We start from the raw sequence: 18,357 nt of genomic DNA on the forward strand, positions 1-18,357 counted from the left end.
CGTATACGGAAAAAAAGAAGTTAATTTGTTGTAAAATTAGAATAATATTAATTAAATAAGTAATTAACATTCATATGGTTGTATAAATGCTAAATTATCATGATATTTTGAGACAATATATGATTTTCGTTATATTTTTTAATTTTACTCTTGTTTTATATTTTAAAATTAATTAAAATTGTATTCATAAATATGTAATATAGAAATGAGAAAGTTATTCAGAGATCTTGTTATACATTTAATGAGAAAAAGATAAAATTACTTCCCTCAAAAGATGCAGTATATCCATTACTGCATCTTTTTTTATGATAACTATCATTTGCCTGTCTTCAGGAACTCCCTTACTTTTGAGGCCATTATTAAAGAAACGGATTAAGAACAAAACGGGAACTATTATGATCAAGAAGATTGGAAGTATATTTTTATTGGGATCAGTGCTCTGTGCTCACGCACAGAAAAAGACTACAGATATTGAAAACATTGAATTTCAGGGAAAATTTATCTCAACACCTTATAAAAGTGCCAATCAGAATATAACGGTTATTACCAGAGAAGATATTGCCAATTCTCCTGCAAAGAGTATTGATGAAGTTCTTCAGCAGGTTCCGGGAATGGATATCAGAAGGAGAGGAGCCAATGGGGTACAGAGTGATATAGGTTTCAGAGGCAGTTCTTTTGAACAGGTCCTGCTGCTGCTGAACGGGATCAGGATGAATGACTCCCAGACTGGCCACAATTCCATGAATGTGCCTGTAGATATGGATGATGTGGAAAGAATTGAGATTATTAAAGGACCGGCAGCCAGAAGATTCGGACAGAATGCTTACGCCGGGGTTATCAATATTATTACAAAAACAAATCCGGGAAAACGGGTTAAAATAAGTGCTGAAGGCGGAGATTATGAAACATATGGGTTCGGTTTCAATGCACAGCTGGGAAATGAAAAGTTCTCCAATTCGCTTCAGGCTAATTCTGCCTCATCTCAGGGATATATGTATAATACGGATTATGAGATCCGGAATGTTTTCTACCAAAGCAAACTGAATATTAAAAACGGAGACCTTAAACTACAGGCCGGCTTTTCAGAGAAGAAATTCGGAGCTAATGGCTTTTATGCTTCTAAAAGTGCTACCGAACAGTATGAGGAAACACAGGCTTCTATTGTGAGCCTTGCGCATCAGCAGAAATTTGGTAATTTGAAACTAAGTTCAAATGTGTACTGGAGAAGAGGTCAGGACATGTATCTGTACGACAGGAATAAACCAAACGGTTACAGAAATATGCATATCGGGAATAATGTAGGTGGAGAAGTGAATTCCAGCTATCAGTGGGGATTGGGAACGACAGGTATAGGTGTTGAGCTGAGAAAGGAGTTTCTGGCGAGTAACAATTTAGGGGAAAGAAACCGTTTCGTTTCACAGGTTTTCTTTGAACATCATTTCTCATTACTGGACAAAAAACTGAACATCAGTCCGGGGATTTCCTGGGCCAATTATTCCAAAGAAGGGAATTTCTTTTATCCCGGCTTAGATGTGGGCTATAATTTCAATCAGAATAATAAAATTTATGGAAATGTTGCGAGAGTTCACAGAGTTCCGACCTTTACTGATCTTTATTATGTAAGTAAAACGGAACAGGGAAATCCTGACCTGCTTCCGGAAAATGCCATCTCATCTGAAATAGGATATCAGTACCAGAACAGCAGAATTCTGGCAAAAGTGAGCGGTTTTATGAGAAATTCTGAAAATTCTATCGACTGGACGAAGAAAGATATTAATGCTCCGGTATGGTACGCCCAGAATGTAGGAAAAATTGACACAAAAGGAGTTGAAGTAGAACTGAGCCACAGGGTTTTTGACTGGCTGAAATATACAGCAGGATATACATATCTGGACAGTAAAATAAGTGAATCCAATGAATTTGTTTCAAGATATATCCTCGATAATTTAAAACATCAGGTCGTTGCAAAACTTGAAACCCGTTTCCTGAAATACTTTACGAATGAACTGGTTTACCGATACAATGAAAGATTAAATCTGGGAACTTATAATCTCCTTGATGAAAAACTGAGTTTTACCGGAAAGGATCTTTCTGTATATGTGCTTGTTAATAATGTGACGAATACAAAATATACGGAAGCTTTTGGAGTTGAAATGCCCCGAAGATGGTTTCATTTAGGCTTCTCATATACGATCAATATTAAGTAAATGTTAAGTTGAAATGAATGAAAGTTAATATTAACAAATTGTTAAATAATATATTTTTGCAAAAATTTTTTATGAAACTTTTTTTAAGTCTGAGTTTACTTTTGAGTATGACCTTTTTAAAAGCACAGGATCACGTTTCCAGCTTCAATGCAGTGACTCTAACCTATAAGTTTCATCCTAAATTCTTCCTCTATGCAGAAGGTCAGCTTAGAGGAAACGAAGATTATACCTATCCGGATTATTACGAGATCAAAGGGGGAGTAGGATACAACCTTACCAAAAATCATAAACCGTTCATCGGTTTGGGAAGATATGTGAATTACAAAGACCACAGCCTGAGCAAAGAGGAATTCAGAGTATGGTTACAGGACGTAATTGATCTCAAAAAAGGGATCGTTAAGTTCGAAAACCGTTTCCGTGCGGAGAAGAGTTGGTTTTATGAGCCTGCAACGGATAAAGCTTCCCAAAGAATGCGTTACAGATACCGTCTGAATGTAAGTGTTCCCCTGAATGCAAAAACCGTCAAGAAAGGTACTGTTTTCGCAAATGCCTATGACGAAATCTTTCTTGTAAGTCCGATGAAGCCTACATTTGCAAGAAACAGGGTATATGGTGGTTTCGGGTATCAGATTGATGATTATTTCGGAATCCTGACGGGCTATCTATGGCAACGTGAATTTGAAGCCAAAGGAAACAGAAACCTTCACTTTATCTATCTTGCTTTAAACATCAATATCGACGGTACAAATCATCCGACAAAAACGTATGATTTCCCGGGAGCGGATTAATACTTCTCTATCAGATAACGGTAAGCTTTCAGGTATTTGTTGAATCTTTTGATGTCTTTAGGTGTAAGCTCTCTGTTTACTCTTCTCAGGTCCATATTATCCCGAAGATCATTAAGCTTTACAGCAACAGCGAGAGGAGATCTTTCCGTTCTTTTGATGAATTCATCATAATCTTCTTCCGGATCCAGTTTGGTCAGGCAGCTTATCGCAAAAATAATGTATTCAGGAAAACCTTCGGTTCTTAAATAATCCAGACTGAATTCTTCAGGATGATCTTCTACCACATCATGAAGTATACCTACAATTTTTTCATCTATAGTTTTACCATATTCCATGACACGCATTACATGGGCAATGTAAGGAGCGTGGTATTTGTCTGTTTGTCCTTTATGTGCTTTATCAGCTATTTTTATGGCTCTGTTGAGCATTTCTTCTTTTGTCATTTCTAATAGAAAATAGAATACAAAAATAAAAAATGCCTTAAAAAATAAGACATTTTTATCAAGATTATTTTATGTAATATTAATCCAGAGTTTCATCCTCCACGGAAGCTCCTGGCGCATTGCTTTTTACGGATTCTATACCATTTTCCATTCCGTTTTCGGATTCGTACATCTGGCTGGTTCCTATGATCTGCCCGTTTCCGGCTTTTAAATTGAAATAGCATCGATCGTCTTTGGCTGTATTTCTTTCAAATTTTGAATCATCCTGTGAATTGGTGCGTACAGATTCTATTCCGTTTTCACATGAAGATTTTGAGCCATATCCCTGGCTCGTTAAGATGACTTGTCCGTTTCCGGCTTTCAGATTGAATTTGAAGTCATTGTCTGTCCTTTTCGAGATAACAAATTTTCCCATAGTAATAAATTTTATTTTTAATTATTTGGAAGGCTGGGCCTTTTTTGTGTCTGTTGTTATTTTTTCAGGAATGTCGGGATTTAATATCCTGTATTTTGAATAATCCTTTTTTTCAGATTGCTTTAAAGCTATATATGCTGCTGTATCTTTAGGTTTTACAGTAAGTATTTTATAAAGCTCTTTTTTTTCTGTCTCGTTCTTTGTCTGTATTTCCTGAATATTTTTGAAATTAAGGATTTTCGTGGTATCCATCTTCGGTAGAGATTGCTTTTTGTCTTTTTCCTGAGCAGATAAGGCAACAGAAATCAGAAGTAAGGGAAATAATAAGATTTTCATTAGGTTTTTTAAATTTTAATAAAAATATAAAAAAATATTGGAATTTAAAATTCTTTACCTGACAGATTTTAATATATCAGTTTGCAATTCTGTCTGTTATGCTTTTCAGAGTGTTTAAATGAAAAGAAAAGCGTCTCAAAAATGAGACGCTTTAAAATCAAAATTTATGTTATAAAAGACTAATAAGCTCCTTTAGCGATATAGTGAGCTGCAACCTTCTCAGTTAAAGCCACTACATTCGGGTGGTTGGTATACTTCGTAAACCTTCTTAATCCGGAAAGCATCATTCTCTGTTCATCACCTTCAGCAAAAGAAATAATTCCTTCTTTAGCTGCTACGATGATTTTTTCAACAGCTTTGTAAAGATTAAGCTGTGCCATTGCCGCTTCTACAGAATCAGGAGAGAAGTGTTTCTCAGCTCTTAATATTGCAGATTCCGCCATATAGATCTGGTTAAGAATTTCAGAAGCATTCAATAATAGGTGCTGCTGTTTTTCAATATCCATCATAAATTTCTGAAGAGCTGCTCCGGAAACCATCAGGAATACTTTTTTAAGATTAGCAATAATAGCTTTCTCTTCACTCATGAATGCTGAATAATCAGGAACATCAAATGAAGGAATACCCATTAATTCTTTGCTGATCGCCATTGCAGGAGACAATAAGTCAAGTTCCCCTTTCATCGCTCTTTTGATAAGCATACCTACTGCCAATAACCTGTTGATTTCATTGGTTCCTTCATAAATCCTTCCGATTCTTGCATCTCTCCATGCAGATTCCATTGGAGTATCTTCTGAGAATCCCATTCCGCCATAGATTTGGATTCCTTCATCAGCTGTATTTTGAGTAAGGTCAGAAACGAAAACTTTAAGGATAGAAGCTTCTACTGCAAATTCTTCAACACCTTTTAATTCAGCTTGCTGATGATCCATTCCGCCGGCAACTAATTCTGCAATTTTATCTTCAACATTTTTTGCTAAACGGTAAGAACCGGCTTCACTTACAAAAACTCCGGTTGACATTTCTGCAATTTTCTTTCTGATTGCTCCAAAAGTAGAAATAGAAACACCAAACTGCTTTCTTTCATTTGAATATTGAATAGAATGGTTTAAAATTCTTCTTTGTCCGTCAAGGTTTGCTGCAGCTAATTTAATTCTACCAACATTTAATGCATTCAAAGCGATTTTGAAACCGTTATTTCTTTCGCCTAACATATTTTCAACAGGAACTTTCATATCATTGAAGAAAACCTGACGAGTAGAAGAGGAACGAATACCTAATTTATGTTCTTCTTCACCAAATGTTAAACTGTTTGGGTTTTCTAATTCTGAACGGTTGATCACAAAGCCTGTAATGTTTTTATCATCATCAATTTTTGCAAACAAAGTGAAAGTATCTGCAAAACCTGCATTGGAAATCCACATTTTTTGTCCGTTGATGATATAATGTTTTCCGTCTTCAGATAATTTAGCTCTTGTTTTTCCGGAGTTCGCATCAGAACCTGCATCCGGCTCAGTCAAACAGTATGCTCCGAACTTTGTTCCGGTAGCCAGATCCGGTAGGTATTTCTTTTTCAATTCTTCGCTTCCGTAAAGAAGAGTTGGAAGTGTTCCGATTCCGGTATGTGCTCCATAAGCTGTTGCTAATGATCCGTTTCCTCCTGAAACATAATCGCAAGCCAGCATTGTACTTACGAATCCCATTCCAAGACCACCATATTCTTCAGGAACGGTAATTCCTAACAATCCCATTTCTCCTAATTTGCGCATTACTTCTTCAGTTAATGCGTAATCTTTTTTCTCAAAACGATCATGTTGCGGAATAACTTCTCTGTCAATAAATTCTTTAGCAGAATCACGAAGCATTTTTTGTTCTTCACTCAGTTCTTCTAAAGAGAAAATTTCGTTAGCAAGGATTTCTTTTATAAGGAATTCTCCTCCTTTTAATGTAGCCATATATTATTTTGTTTTTATAACGATTAGTAATTTTGTATTAACGTATTCATGTACAATGTATTTATGATTTTAGTTTGAAGTTCATGAATACATTGTACGTAAATACGCCAGTACATTTTTATAGAAGCTCAAATATTGATGCAGCTCCCTGTCCTGTTCCCACACACATAGAAACCATTCCATATTTGTTTCCACGTCTTCTCATTTCGTCAAGAAGCTGTACGGTTAGTTTTGTGCCTGTACATCCAAGCGGGTGACCAAGAGCAATTGCACCTCCGTTTACATTTAAAATATCTGGGTTTAAGCCCAATTCTTTTTTGATTGCAACGGATTGTGATGCGAATGCTTCGTTTAATTCAATCAGATCAATGTCTTTTAATTCAAGACCTGCTTGTTTCAAAGCTTTTGGAATAGCGTAGATTGGTCCCATCCCCATAATTCTTGGCTCTAAGCCTGCAGCTGCATAAGCAACTAATCTAGCTTCCGGCTCAAGGCCTAGTTCTTTTACCATTTCTTCGCTCATAACCATTACGAAAGCAGCTCCGTCACTCATTTGGGATGAATTTCCGGCAGTTACGCTTCCTCCGTTGGCAAATACGGGTCTTAGTTTAGCTAAACCTGCAAGAGAAGTATCTGCTCTCGGACCTTCATCTACAGAAAAGTCAAACTTTTTAGACTGCATTTTCTGGTTTTCATCCAGAAAATTATATTCTACAGGAATAGAAACAATCTGGTTGGCAAACTTGCCTTCCTGATTAGCTTTTAAGGCCTTCATATGGGACTCAAAAGCAAACTGATCCTGTTCTTCTCTTGTAATGTTGTATTGTTTTGCTACTTCTTCCGCAGTGTAACCCATCCCCCAATAGTAATCAGGGTTTGTTTTGGCAATATCTGTTTCCGGAACCGGCTTGTAACCACCCATTGGGATATACGACATGGATTCCGTACCTCCTGCGATGATACAGTCTGCCATTCCTGCCTGAATTTTTGCAGAAGCAATAGCAATTGCCTCACTTCCTGATGCACAGTATCTGTTTACAGTAACGCCCGGAACTTTGTCTGTATTCAATCCCATCAGAGAGATCAGACGGGCAACGTTCAAGCCCTGTTCAGCTTCCGGCATTGCATTTCCTACGATAAGGTCATCAATTCTGTTTTTGTCTAATTGTGGAAGTTCAGCCATTAATTTTTCAATAACTGTAGCTGCCATTACATCGGGTCTGGTAAATCTTAAACTTCCTTTTGGAGCTTTTCCAACGGCAGTTCTGAAACCCTTTACTATATATGCTGTCTTTGACATTTTTTAATTCTTAATTCGTTAATGATTAGTTTCTCAACGGTTTTCCATTTTGTAACATATACTGAATTCTTTCCAGAGTCTTTCTTTCACCACAAAGCTGAAGGAATGTTTCTCTTTCAAGGTTCAATAGGTATTGTTCGGTAACTACGGTCGGTTCAGAAAGATTTCCTCCTACCATCACATTGGCCAATTTGTCTGCAATTTTCTTGTCGTGCTCAGAAATGAAGTTTCCGGTAAGCATCTGGTCAGTTCCTACATAGAACATTCCCAAAGCATCTTTTCCTAGAACTTTTACTTTTTGCTCGATTGGTTGCGTGTAGCCTTGTTCTGCTAATAATTTTGCAACTTTTTTAGCTTCCGCAATCTGTCTGTTCTTACTTACGGAAACAATATCTTTTCCTTTTTCAAGGATTCCCATATCGTAAGCTTCATAAGCGGAAGTAGCTACTTTACCCATTGCAATATTCATGAATGCTTCACGAAGTCTGTTGTTTTTCACATCGTCTGCATGGAATTCTCTTGAAGTTCTTAAGGTAAGTTCTTTGGTACCACCACCGCCAGGAATTACACCAACTCCGGTTTCTACCAATCCGATATAAGTTTCTGCTGCTGCAACTACGCGGTCTGCATGCATGGTCATTTCACAACCACCGCCAAGCGTCATTCCGTGAGGAGCAACAACTATAGGGATAGAGGAGTAGCGTACTCTCATCATTGATTTCTGGAAGTAAGCGATTGCCATATTCAGATCATCCCAGTCCTGTTCGATAGCCATCATAAGGATCATGGCAAGGTTTGCTCCTACAGAGAAATTGGTTCCCTGATTTCCAACCACCAATCCGTCGTATTCTTTTTCTGCCAAGTCGATGGCTCTGTTCAGCCCGTCAAGAACTTCGCCTCCAAGGGAGTTCATTTTTGAGCGGATTTCAAAGTTGATGATACCGTCACCAAGATCTTCGATAGCTGCCCCTGAATTGCTCCAAAGTGTTTTGTTCTTTCTGATATTATCTAAAATAATGAAAGCATCCTGACCCGGAATTGTATTGTATTGTCCTGAATTTTTATCAACGAAAATACTTTGCCCCTCATCATTTACTTTATAGAAGCTTTCTACATTTTTAACCCAGTCTGATACTTCATAACCCGCATCTTTTGCCAGTTCAATACCTTTTTGAACGCCAACTGCATCCCAAATCTCAAACGGACCGTTTTCCCATCCGAAACCGGCTCTCATGGCATCATCTATTTTGTAAACTTCGTCAGAGATCTCCGGAACTTTATGAGAAACATAAGCGAATAATGCCCCTAAAGATTTTCTGTATAGTTCTCCGGCTTTATCTTTTCCGCCGATTAAAACTTTAAATCTGTCAATTGGCTTATCAATATTTTTAGTTAATTCTAAAGTCGGGAATGAAGATTTTCCCTGAAGTTCATATTCTAATGTATCAAGGTTTAATCCATGGATTTCAGATTTTCCTTCTGCATTTTTTACCTTTTTATAGAATCCCTGTTCAGTTTTTGAACCCAGCCATTTATTATCCATCATTTTCTGGATATAACCCGGAAGAGCAAAAACATCATTGAAATTATTAGCTTCTGCACCGCTCTGGCGTACACCGTTTGCTACCATTACCAAGGTATCAAGACCTACGACATCTGCGGTTCTGAATGTTGCAGATTTTGGACGTCCGATGACAGGGCCTGTTAATTTATCAACCTCAGAAACGGTTAATCCTAATTTCTGTACGTTGTGAAGAAGGTCCATCATAGAGAACACCCCAATTCTGTTTGCGATGAAAGCAGGAGTATCCTTAGCTAAAACGGTAGTTTTTCCTAAGAATTTAGCTCCAAAGCTCATATAGAAATCTACAACCTCCGGAAGGGTATCTGCTGTAGGAATAATCTCTAAAAGAGGAAGGTATCTTACCGGGTTGAAGAAATGTGTTCCTGCAAAATATTTTTTGAAATCATCACTTCTTCCTTCAATTAGAAAATGAATAGGAATCCCTGATGTATTAGAAGAAATTAATGTTCCCGGTTTTCTGAACTGTTCAATTTTTTCATAAACAGATTTCTTGATGTCAAGTTTCTCAACTACTACTTCAATGATCCAGTCTGTATTTTTGATCTTCTGAAGATCATCATCAAAGTTTCCTACTGTAATTCTATCCGCAAATTTTGGAGAATAAAGAAGGGCAGGACTTGCTTTTTTCAGTTTTTCAAAGTTTTCAGAAGCAATTCTGTTTCTTACCACTTTGTCATCTTTGGTCAAACCTTTTTTCTGTTCAGCTTCTGTCAGTTCAAAAGGTACGATATCCAAAAGAGACACTTCCACACCAATATTGGCGAAATGTGCTGCAATACCGCTACCCATAATTCCTGAACCAAGAACCGTTACATGTTTGATTCTTCTTTTCATATGTAAATTTTTATTATTTAATAAGGTCATATGCAACCAAATGGTTTCATTTGATTTATTTTCTGTTGTTTAATAGTTCGTTGGCAATTTTCATGATTTCAGACATCACTTCCTTGAACGTTTCAATTTTCTCCGGAGCAATCTTTTCCATCACTTTCTTGTTAAAATTAACGACCACTTCTTTTGACATATTCCTTGAGCTCAGACCTTTATCCGTAAGTTTAATGATCACTTCCCTTTTATCGGCAGTGGTTTTTTCCTTATAGATATATCCGTTGTCTTCCAGAAGCTTGATGATTCTGGTCAGAGAGGTGGGTTCAATCGCCATCTTAGGACCTAAATTGGTGCTTCGGGTTCCTTCTTTGGGATCAATTTTAAGGAGAGTGAGGGCTTGTACAGCCGTAGAATCATGCTCCTGAGCAAGTTCTGTGTACATTTTAGAAACAGCCAGCCAGGTCTGCTTCAAAACTAAATCTACGTTTTCTATTTTTTCTTTATTATTATCCATCATTTATCCACTAATGGTGTTACCCAAATTTAGTAAATATTATGCATGCATAGTATTTATTAACGTTAATTTTTGTTAATAAGCTGATAATAAGTGAATTAAATTATATGATTAGCATAATACTATGCATGCATAGTATGTGAAATATTTAATGTAAACGCAGTATTAATGAATGTTTCTGATGAAATCGACTATTTCTTCAAAGGATTCGTATTGTTGTTTTGAATTGTCAGTGAGAATTTCCCAAAAACCGTTATTATATTCAAAATGTAGTGAAGAAAGGTCTTTTTCGAAGTTTTTCTGCAGCAAAGAATAGAGCATTTCCTTATGTACCTGCGGAGCCTCAATAGAGGGAGGAACAAAATTTTCATTCACCTGAAATAATGAAACATTGGTAAGCTCATCATGTTGAAGTAATACATCTTCCACAATTCCGGAAAAAAGCTGGTTATCTTTTACATACCAGATTTTGTCCGCAAATTCTTTGGCCAGTCTCCAGTCGTGGGAAGAGAATAGAATTATTTTATGCTGTTCCTTAGCCAGCCTGCGAAGAGTTTTTAAGATGATAAGCTTATTTTTTTCATCCAGATGGGTTGTTGGTTCATCCAGAATAATCACCGGAGAGTTCTGGGCAATAGCCCTCCCGATAAAGGCTTTCTGTAAATTTCCGTCTGAAAGGTTTTTAAGAAGAGTATATTTATACTGGCTGAGATCCAGTTCATCAATAATATGTGCCACTTCATCCCTGTCCTCTTTTTTAAGCTCAAAATAAAAAGGGTAGTAGATGTATTTTCCCAATGAAATAAGATCTTCCACAGTATAATGCTGCGGAACATTTGACTTTGAAAAAACAACAGCTATATTTTCTGCAATTTCTTTAACGGAAAGTTTTTTTATATTTTTCTGACCAATTGAAATTTCTCCGCTTAAAAGAGAAACCTGATGTAAAACAGATTTGATAAGAGTTGTTTTCCCTACACCATTGTTTCCTATCAGAAGACATACATCACCTAGCTTCAAATCTGCGCTGGCATTTGAAATTAAAGTTTTGTCGTAGCCTATATTGGCTTGTCTGATTTCTAAGTGCATATTCTGTTGTTAATGCAAAGACGTAACTTTATAAAAATACTGTTTTTATCTGCTCGATTTGCTAAATCTGCGAGAGACTAAAAAAAATAATATATGCTCGCAAATCGAGCAGATCTTTTTGTCAGATAAAAATTCATAATTGACTATTAAGTTATTCATCTTTACACTTTGTTTTGCTTCAAAAGCATTAATAAAATTACAGGTATTCCAAATACAGAGCTTATCACATTCAGAGGGATTTGTGTTTTTTCTGCCACTATTGAGAAAAGCATCATCACCAGCATCCCTAGAAACATATTCAGTATCCACTGCTGCCATAATCTTGAAGGATTATAGATTAGTCTGCAGAAATGCGGAACAATAATTCCGATAAATAAAATAGGTCCCAGAAAAGCTGTAACAGAAGCAGAAAGAAGAGAGGATGCAGCAATAACCAGGATTTTCAACTGATTAAGATTGACTCCTAAACTTTGCGCATAGGAGGTCCCCAATGAATTACCAATCAGAGGTTTTATAGTTTTGAAGCAAAAAAACAGCCCTATGAAAACCAAAACGGATAGTACATAAATCTGGTTTCTCGTTACCATATTATTAGCCCCGAAAGACCATAAAATATAATTTTTAAGGCTCTGATTTTCTGCATAAAACTGTAACAGTGAAACTATAGCACCGGCAAATGCAGAAACAAGAAATCCGAATATAATAAGATAGGATTTATCCTGAAATTTATTTGACATGGAAAGAAGAACCAGCATCAGCAAAAGACTTCCTGCAATGGCTGAAAGACTGAGGAAGCTGTTCTGCAGAAATTCCGGAATCAGGAAATCATGGGAAAAGAAAATGTAAAATGCTACAGATAAACTGGCTACAGAGGTAATTCCCAAAATATCAGGACCAGCCAAAGGATTTTGAAAATATTCCTGCATCAGAAAGCCGGATGTTGGAATTGAAATCCCTGCTAAAAGCATCACTAAAACCCGGTTAATACGGATCTCGGCTATCTGGCTTTGAGCGGAATCCTGAAAAAAATCCTGTAGATTTAAATTTAAAAATCCTGTGTTCAGGTTGATGACTGCGGTAAAGATAATAGCAGCTGTCAGCAGTAAACACAGGATTTTGAATTTTTTTGACATGATCAGAAAAAATCTGGATGTTTTTATTTTAAAAGAGTTTCAATTTTGGAATTCAATACCTCTTCAGTCATCATTCCTAAATATTCGTCAGTTTTATCTCCTTTTCTTAAATAGGTAAAAGGAATGGAACCGCCGTCCCATTGCTTGAAATTATTGGTAAAAAAACCGGCATCCAGTTTCTGGCCGTCCAGAAGAATAATATTATCGGCAAGATTGTTCTCTTGTGCAAACTTTTTTACTGCACTGTTCCACTCAGATTTATCATCAAGATTGATAAAGGTAAATTTTACCGGTTTGGCTTTTAATTCCTCCATTTTATTCTTAAAGTGAGGGATTTCTCTCATGCATGGTCCACACCACGTTGCAAAAAAATTGGTAACGTATAGGGTATCATTCTTTTGAGCTAAATATTTTCCAAGATCTTCAGGGGAAAGTTCTTTTGATGTGTAGGCTCCTGTTGCAGAAGCTGTATTTTCCGTTACCGAAACTGAACCTGCCACAGTTGTTGTATCCTCTGTTTTCTGGCCTTCCTTTTTACAGCTGTAAAGAGCAGTGAGAATAAGCGTGGATAAAATTATCTTCTTCATAAATTATTTTTTAACTATTTTTGAATTGAAGTATGGAACAACAAATCTATAAAGGGAAACTGATACAGTTTCATCCGTTAAAAATAGCGAAAAAGGAACAACTGGCCAAAAATACTTTTTCTCTGGAATTCGAGATTCCCGGGAATTTGCAGGAGAATTTTAAGTTTGAAGCAGGACAATTTGTAAGCATAAAATTTACTGCTCATGGTGAAGAAGTTATTAATGATTATTCAATGACATCGGCGCCTTATGAGAAAAAAATCAGCCTTGGAATAAAGGTGAATTCTTCTGAAGGTGCTACTTCGGAACTGTTCAGAAATTATAATGTTGGAGATAGTCTGATGGTAGGGGAACCTTCCGGAAGATTTACCCTGGTTTCCAAGCCGAGCGAATTCAGAACCATTGTCGGATTTGCTGCAGGGATAGGAATTACCCCGATTCTGAGCCATTTTAAAAATATACTTCATACAGAACCACGTACCAGGCTTTTTTTATTTTTTGGAAATAAAAATTCGGAGGAACTTATTTACAGAGAACAGCTAGATAATCTTGCCAGAACCAGTGGCGACAGGCTTCAGATTTTCTATTTCTTTTCACGGGAGAAAACGGCCGACCAGTTTTTCTATGGAAGGCTGGATGAAAAAAAACTTGCCCTGATTATTAACCAAATTCTGCATCTGGATGATACTGATGAAGAGTCTACAATTTGGGATGCGGTGGATGAAGTACTGATATGCGGAAAAGGAGAGATGATCAAATCACTGGCTAATGCATGCTACCATCATGGAATTCCGAAAAAGAACATTCATTTTGAACTTTTTGAAGAATACAATGACGATATTTATCCTGTAGAAAAGGAATTTCCACTGATTGAAGATGTGGAAGTACAATTTAAAATATTCGGAAAAGAATATGAAACCCATCTTCCTGACAATAAAGAAAAGATCCTGCAACAGCTTCTGATTCAGAAATTTCCGGTGCCATATTCGTGTAAATCCGGAATCTGTGGAAGTTGTGAATGCTATCTTGAGGAAGGGGAAGTGGAACTGCTTGAAAATGAATACCTGACTGAAAAAGAAGAGGCACAAGGTAAAATATTGGCATGCATGTCCATTGTAAAAAGTAAGAAAATAAAGCTTAACTTTGATCTTAGTTGAGAGTTATCAGAAACATATTCAATTTAGGTTTTGTATTGGCAGAAATAGGAATTCTGCTGATATGTCTCTGCAATGCCTGGGTTTTCGGACTTACCAACGGGCGTACCTATACCAAGATCTCTAAAATTCCGCCGCGGGAAATCGCTCTTGTGTTGGGAACTTCGCCAAAGATGAGATCGGGACTTTCCAATCCCTATTTTACGAAAAGAATGGATGCAGCTGCACTTCTTTATCATCACGGAAAAATCAAAAAGATTATTGTAAGCGGAGAAAAAAGTAAAGGCTATAACGAACCTGGTGCCATGAAGAATTATCTGGTGAATCAGGAAGGTGTTCCGGAAGATATTATCATTGAAGATCCGAAGGGATTTAATACTTATAAAAGCATTCTGCGCTGTAAAGATGTCTACAAAAAGAAAGATGTGATTATCGTATCACAGGGATTTCATAATCTCCGGGCCTTGTTTTTTGCAAGAAATAATAATATGAATGCCCTGGGATTCGATGCGCAGGACGTTACAAAGCCTGAAAGCTACTACAGGAATCAGGTCCGGGAAATACTCGCCAGAGTGATTGCTGTAGTATATTTCATATTGGGAATTTCTCCGGATTAGAAAGGATATCCGAATGCAATATTCAATGTTGGTTTGAAAGGCTGGAAATTCTTAAATCTCCACCGGTCTCCGTCAGGTTTATTCGGATCATAAATTTTATACGCAAGATCAAGCCTGAAAGTGATGTAAGCTACATTTACCCTTAATCCAATTCCGCTTCCGATCCCCATCTGTCCTAAGAATTTATTGAATTTGAATTCATCTCCATATCCGTCATTGTAGTTTTTAAGGCTCCAGGTATTTCCGATATCGGTAAATATGGCCCCTTCATACATGTCATTAAACGGGACCCTGTATTCTATATTCGTAGTAAGTTTTACGTTGCTCGTCATATAGGTACGGACTCTTTCATCCACCTGGGAATCTGCCGGACCGAGTCCTCCAAATGCAACCCAAGCTCTGATGTCGTTGGATCCACCATTGAAGTACGACTTAATTACAGGCATATTGGTAGAGTTTCCGTATGGAATTCCAAGTCCTATGAACTGACGTAAAACCAAGGTCTGGTTACCATTAAATTTAAAATATTTCCGGGTATCAATATCAAATTTCACAAACTGGGCATAAGGAATTCCGAAAATGGTTCTCTGCGGACTCGTTACAACACCTCCGGCATCTCTTTTTTGGTTAAATATGCTTAAAATATTACCTGCAAGCTCTACTTTTCCATTAAAATAGAATGCATTGGGATAATCTTTTTTACCGATTTCGCTATAAACAAAATTATAAATCATAGAAGAGACAAGGACATCTTGAGTTTGTCTGTCTTTATTAACCAGAGATCCCATAAATGCTAAAATAAGATCCTGGCCTTTCTTATCCAGACCCTGAAGGTAAGTTGTGTCCCCCAGAATCAACTCAGAGACATCATCTATGCTAAGCTGTCCGGAGTCAAACTGCTGCTGAAGTTCCGGCGGTTTAGTGGCAAAATAACTTGAAAATACATCTCTCCTTATAATCTCATCATTCGCGAAATAATCATAATAAGCATCTTTGTTTTTTGTAAGACTGACCTGTGTATTGAAAAGGGTAAGCCTGTGAGATACCTGATCATTTACATTTGCCTGATAATTCAGCCCTGTATTAAAGTTTACTCTTCCTAAACCAATATTGTTCTGTATAGAAGCTCCCAAAAGGATGGAAGAAGTAGGGGTATATCTTTTGGGAAGAAGTTTATAATAATTGAACGGAAGCAGAAGCCTCGGGAAGTTAAGGGAAGCCTGTGCTGAAATTTCATAGGCAAGTTCTCTTTTATCAATATCTTTTGTACTTCTGATAGATCCGAATGTTCCTGAAATGCTGGTAGAAAGGTTTTCTGCCCCCCGAAACACATTCCTTGTGGTAAGGTCTACAGAAGGGGATATCCCGAGATTAAGAATCTGGGAGTAGTTGATATCCGTTCCCAGTTTAAGTTCATATTTCGGGAGTGGCTTCAATACATAAAGAACATCAACGATACTGTCATTAGGAGAAGTACCGCCACCTCTTCTTAAAGAATCTCTTGCCTTCAGAATACTGAAATTATTCATTGCAAGGAAGTTTCTTTTTGTAAGATCCAGGGCTTTCTGGTCATAAACTTTCTTACTGTCTACAATCACAGCTCTCCACAAAGAAGATGTTTTGTAGCTTTCATCCATTTTATGGAATCTGATTCTTCTTAAGCTGTCCTTAACTGTATTTTTAGGAAAATCACCCGCTTCATCAACAATTGCTACATCGATATTCCCTATAGTTGCTACTTTATAAGGATGGTCAGCAGAATCTTTATGGATTTCCAGGGTAAGAGGAACCTGTTTTTTGCTTTTCAGGGAATCTGCTACAAAATAGATTTCTTCATTGGAACTGTTAAATCTATAATATCCGTTTTCCCGCATCAGTTCAGTAATTCTCGTTACTTCTTTTTCAAGAACGGTCTGGTCAAGTCTCTGTCCTGATCTTATAAGACTCTTGTCAAGTTTCTGCCAGTAAAGACCTTTGACAGTAGGGTCTGTAATATTGTAATAATAATCTTTAATATAGGTAGGATCATTATGTCTGATAAAATAATTAACGGCAGCCTTTCTGGATGCAGAATCAAGAGCATGTTTGAAGCTGACATCTGCATTCCAAAAACCTCTGTAAATAAGTCTTTTTTCAATGGACTCAGCACTTTTTTCACTTCTCGTCTGGTCAAGAATTACAGGTGGTGTTCCCCAGCTGTGAAGCAGACGGTCCATAAAAAGTGTTTTTCCTACACTGCTCTTCATGTCATATTTAATGAAAAGAGAATCTCTTAACTTCTGATTTCTCATTTCACTCGGATAGGTCATGTATTCGTTAAGTAAGGTATCATATTTAGGATTGGCCATATTATAGAATCCCAAACCCAGCGGCATGAAAAGAAGCTGTTTTTTATTAGGCTTCTGCTGAACATAATCTTTCAGTTCTTCATCAAAAGACTCTTTCTTATCTTCAAACTTAAAATTGTTCTTATTAAGCAGATATTCGCCCTCCGGAACCTTTTTGGTTGTACTGCATGCGTAAAGGAGACCAACAAATGTTGCAAATGAGATAATTTTATAATATTTTTGAGGAGAATTCTTATAATGCTTACAGCTCATACAATAAAAGTTTTACAGTCTTTAGATAAAAAGAAGTTCAGACAAAAATACAATTTGTTTTTGGTTGAAGGTAATAAAATCATTTGTGAACTTTCTGAATCTAATTTTAAAGTTAAAGAAATATTTTCTACCGATCCGCAAAAATTGGACCGTACAGATTCACCTGTGATCCAGATCACTGAAAATGAGCTGAAAAAAATCAGTTTCCTTAAAACGCCTAAAGATTCTGTAGCAGTCTGCTATCTGCCAGAAGAGCAAAAATTGGAAGATAGAGATGTTCAGCTGGTTCTTGACGGAATTCAGGATCCGGGCAATCTCGGAACCATTATCCGTTTAGCAGACTGGTTTGGAATAGAGCAGATCATTTGTAGCGAGGATACTGCAGATGTTTACAATCCTAAGGTAATTCAGGCCACTATGGGGTCTTTTACCCGGGTAAATATTATTTATACCAATCTTGCAGAATATCTCTCAAAAACAGAGAATATCAATATTGGAACGGATATGGAAGGGGAAAATATTTATACTTTTGAGAAACCCGGAAAACTCAACCTGATTTTAGGCAATGAAGGAAACGGAATGAGACCGGAAACGGAAAAACTTCTTCAAAAATGCATCACTATTCCAAGATTTGGAAAATCCCAGTCTACAGAAAGCCTCAATGTTTCTATGGCAGCGGGAATTATATTGGGACAGCTGTTCTCGAAATAGAAGCTAGAGGTTAGAAATTAGGTAATAAAGTAAGAGTAGGGAAATTTTCTTATAATAATTATTTTAAGCAATATTAAAAAAGATTATATCTGGTA

Annotated in this window: 16 protein-coding genes; 5 read left to right on the plus strand and 11 right to left on the minus strand. The window is 36.8% G+C overall.

The features are described from left to right. Positions 1-395 precede the first annotated feature (395 nt). A complete protein-coding gene (locus ACQWU4_RS00955) occupies positions 396-2,207 on the plus strand; it encodes a TonB-dependent receptor plug domain-containing protein (RefSeq protein WP_429933899.1) in 1,812 nt (603 codons plus the stop codon). Positions 2,208-2,278: 71 nt separating this feature from the next. Continuing rightward, positions 2,279-2,995, plus strand: coding sequence for a DUF2490 domain-containing protein (locus tag ACQWU4_RS00960; RefSeq protein ID WP_429933900.1), 717 nt, complete (start codon positions 2,279-2,281; stop codon positions 2,993-2,995). Here ACQWU4_RS00960 and ACQWU4_RS00965 read toward each other — a convergent pair. From ACQWU4_RS00965 to ACQWU4_RS01010, 10 genes are all read right to left on the minus strand, one after another. Further along, entirely contained in the window at positions 2,992-3,438 is a 447-nt protein-coding gene (locus tag ACQWU4_RS00965; RefSeq protein WP_184160021.1) for a phosphohydrolase, read from the minus strand. The two genes, ACQWU4_RS00960 and ACQWU4_RS00965, sit on opposite strands and share 4 nt — an antisense overlap. A gap of 79 nt (positions 3,439-3,517) precedes the next feature. After that, positions 3,518-3,853 (minus strand): YegP family protein, encoded by a 336-nt coding sequence (locus ACQWU4_RS00970; protein ID WP_429933901.1) that lies wholly within the window; start codon positions 3,851-3,853, stop codon positions 3,518-3,520. 21 nt (positions 3,854-3,874) lie between these two features. After that, on the minus strand, positions 3,875-4,189 hold the full coding sequence (locus ACQWU4_RS00975) for a hypothetical protein (RefSeq protein WP_429933902.1): 315 nt from the start codon (positions 4,187-4,189) through the stop codon (positions 3,875-3,877). 179 nt (positions 4,190-4,368) lie between these two features. After that, positions 4,369-6,144: an acyl-CoA dehydrogenase family protein gene (locus ACQWU4_RS00980; RefSeq protein ID WP_429933903.1), complete on the minus strand. Its 1,776-nt coding sequence runs from the start codon at positions 6,142-6,144 to the stop codon at positions 4,369-4,371. 118 nt (positions 6,145-6,262) lie between these two features. Further along, positions 6,263-7,444, minus strand: a complete 1,182-nt coding sequence (locus tag ACQWU4_RS00985; protein WP_429933904.1) for an acetyl-CoA C-acyltransferase — start codon at positions 7,442-7,444, stop codon at positions 6,263-6,265. 25 nt (positions 7,445-7,469) lie between these two features. Next, positions 7,470-9,863: a 3-hydroxyacyl-CoA dehydrogenase/enoyl-CoA hydratase family protein gene (locus ACQWU4_RS00990; RefSeq protein WP_429933905.1), complete on the minus strand. Its 2,394-nt coding sequence runs from the start codon at positions 9,861-9,863 to the stop codon at positions 7,470-7,472. Between the two features lie 55 nt (positions 9,864-9,918). Next, on the minus strand, positions 9,919-10,371 hold the full coding sequence (locus ACQWU4_RS00995) for a MarR family winged helix-turn-helix transcriptional regulator (RefSeq protein WP_429935064.1): 453 nt from the start codon (positions 10,369-10,371) through the stop codon (positions 9,919-9,921). Positions 10,372-10,536: 165 nt separating this feature from the next. After that, the gene (locus ACQWU4_RS01000; RefSeq protein WP_429933906.1) at positions 10,537-11,460 is read right to left on the minus strand and encodes an ABC transporter ATP-binding protein; all 924 of its coding nucleotides are present in this window, start codon (positions 11,458-11,460) and stop codon (positions 10,537-10,539) included. Positions 11,461-11,621: 161 nt separating this feature from the next. Next, entirely contained in the window at positions 11,622-12,593 is a 972-nt protein-coding gene (locus ACQWU4_RS01005; protein ID WP_429933907.1) for an iron chelate uptake ABC transporter family permease subunit, read from the minus strand. A gap of 23 nt (positions 12,594-12,616) precedes the next feature. After that, on the minus strand, positions 12,617-13,180 hold the full coding sequence (locus ACQWU4_RS01010) for a TlpA family protein disulfide reductase (protein ID WP_429933908.1): 564 nt from the start codon (positions 13,178-13,180) through the stop codon (positions 12,617-12,619). Positions 13,181-13,212: 32 nt separating this feature from the next. Here ACQWU4_RS01010 and ACQWU4_RS01015 point away from each other — a divergent pair, with 32 nt between their 5' ends. Together ACQWU4_RS01015 and ACQWU4_RS01020 are read left to right on the plus strand one after the other, a co-directional pair. After that, complete coding sequence (locus ACQWU4_RS01015) at positions 13,213-14,337, plus strand: ferredoxin--NADP reductase (RefSeq protein WP_429933909.1); 1,125 nt, start codon at positions 13,213-13,215, stop codon at positions 14,335-14,337. A gap of 5 nt (positions 14,338-14,342) precedes the next feature. Beyond that, a complete protein-coding gene (locus ACQWU4_RS01020; RefSeq protein WP_429935065.1) occupies positions 14,343-14,951 on the plus strand; it encodes a SanA/YdcF family protein in 609 nt (202 codons plus the stop codon). On the opposite strand, the gene ACQWU4_RS01025 is transcribed toward ACQWU4_RS01020, so the two are convergent. Further along, on the minus strand, positions 14,948-17,551 hold the full coding sequence (locus tag ACQWU4_RS01025; RefSeq protein WP_429933910.1) for a BamA/TamA family outer membrane protein: 2,604 nt from the start codon (positions 17,549-17,551) through the stop codon (positions 14,948-14,950). The two genes, ACQWU4_RS01020 and ACQWU4_RS01025, sit on opposite strands and share 4 nt — an antisense overlap. On the opposite strand from ACQWU4_RS01025, the gene ACQWU4_RS01030 reads away from it, so the two are divergent. Further along, complete coding sequence (locus ACQWU4_RS01030; RefSeq protein WP_429933911.1) at positions 17,537-18,262, plus strand: TrmH family RNA methyltransferase; 726 nt, start codon at positions 17,537-17,539, stop codon at positions 18,260-18,262. The genes ACQWU4_RS01025 and ACQWU4_RS01030 overlap by 15 nt on opposite strands. The last annotated feature ends 95 nt before the right edge of the window (positions 18,263-18,357 follow it).

Origin of the sequence: Chryseobacterium sp. MIQD13 (genome assembly GCF_050496705.1) — a bacterium.
GTDB lineage: Bacteria > Bacteroidota > Bacteroidia > Flavobacteriales > Weeksellaceae > Chryseobacterium.

Bases quoted from the DNA above. Each gene is read 5' to 3' on its own strand.
- ACQWU4_RS00955 (WP_429933899.1), top strand. From the start codon at position 396: ATGATCAAGAAGATTGGAAGTATATTTTTATTGGGATCAGTGCTCTGT.
- ACQWU4_RS00960 (WP_429933900.1), top strand. From the start codon at position 2,279: ATGAAACTTTTTTTAAGTCTGAGTTTACTTTTGAGTATGACCTTTTTA.
- ACQWU4_RS00965 (WP_184160021.1), bottom strand. From the start codon at position 3,438: ATGACAAAAGAAGAAATGCTCAACAGAGCCATAAAAATAGCTGATAAA.
- ACQWU4_RS00970 (WP_429933901.1), bottom strand. From the start codon at position 3,853: ATGGGAAAATTTGTTATCTCGAAAAGGACAGACAATGACTTCAAATTC.
- ACQWU4_RS00975 (WP_429933902.1), bottom strand. From the start codon at position 4,189: ATGAAAATCTTATTATTTCCCTTACTTCTGATTTCTGTTGCCTTATCT.
- ACQWU4_RS00980 (WP_429933903.1), bottom strand. From the start codon at position 6,144: ATGGCTACATTAAAAGGAGGAGAATTCCTTATAAAAGAAATCCTTGCT.
- ACQWU4_RS00985 (WP_429933904.1), bottom strand. From the start codon at position 7,444: ATGTCAAAGACAGCATATATAGTAAAGGGTTTCAGAACTGCCGTTGGA.
- ACQWU4_RS00990 (WP_429933905.1), bottom strand. From the start codon at position 9,863: ATGAAAAGAAGAATCAAACATGTAACGGTTCTTGGTTCAGGAATTATG.
- ACQWU4_RS00995 (WP_429935064.1), bottom strand. From the start codon at position 10,371: ATGGATAATAATAAAGAAAAAATAGAAAACGTAGATTTAGTTTTGAAG.
- ACQWU4_RS01000 (WP_429933906.1), bottom strand. From the start codon at position 11,460: ATGCACTTAGAAATCAGACAAGCCAATATAGGCTACGACAAAACTTTA.
- ACQWU4_RS01005 (WP_429933907.1), bottom strand. From the start codon at position 12,593: ATGTCAAAAAAATTCAAAATCCTGTGTTTACTGCTGACAGCTGCTATT.
- ACQWU4_RS01010 (WP_429933908.1), bottom strand. From the start codon at position 13,180: ATGAAGAAGATAATTTTATCCACGCTTATTCTCACTGCTCTTTACAGC.
- ACQWU4_RS01015 (WP_429933909.1), top strand. From the start codon at position 13,213: ATGGAACAACAAATCTATAAAGGGAAACTGATACAGTTTCATCCGTTA.
- ACQWU4_RS01030 (WP_429933911.1), top strand. From the start codon at position 17,537: ATGCTTACAGCTCATACAATAAAAGTTTTACAGTCTTTAGATAAAAAG.
- ACQWU4_RS01025 (WP_429933910.1), bottom strand. From the start codon at position 17,551: ATGAGCTGTAAGCATTATAAGAATTCTCCTCAAAAATATTATAAAATT.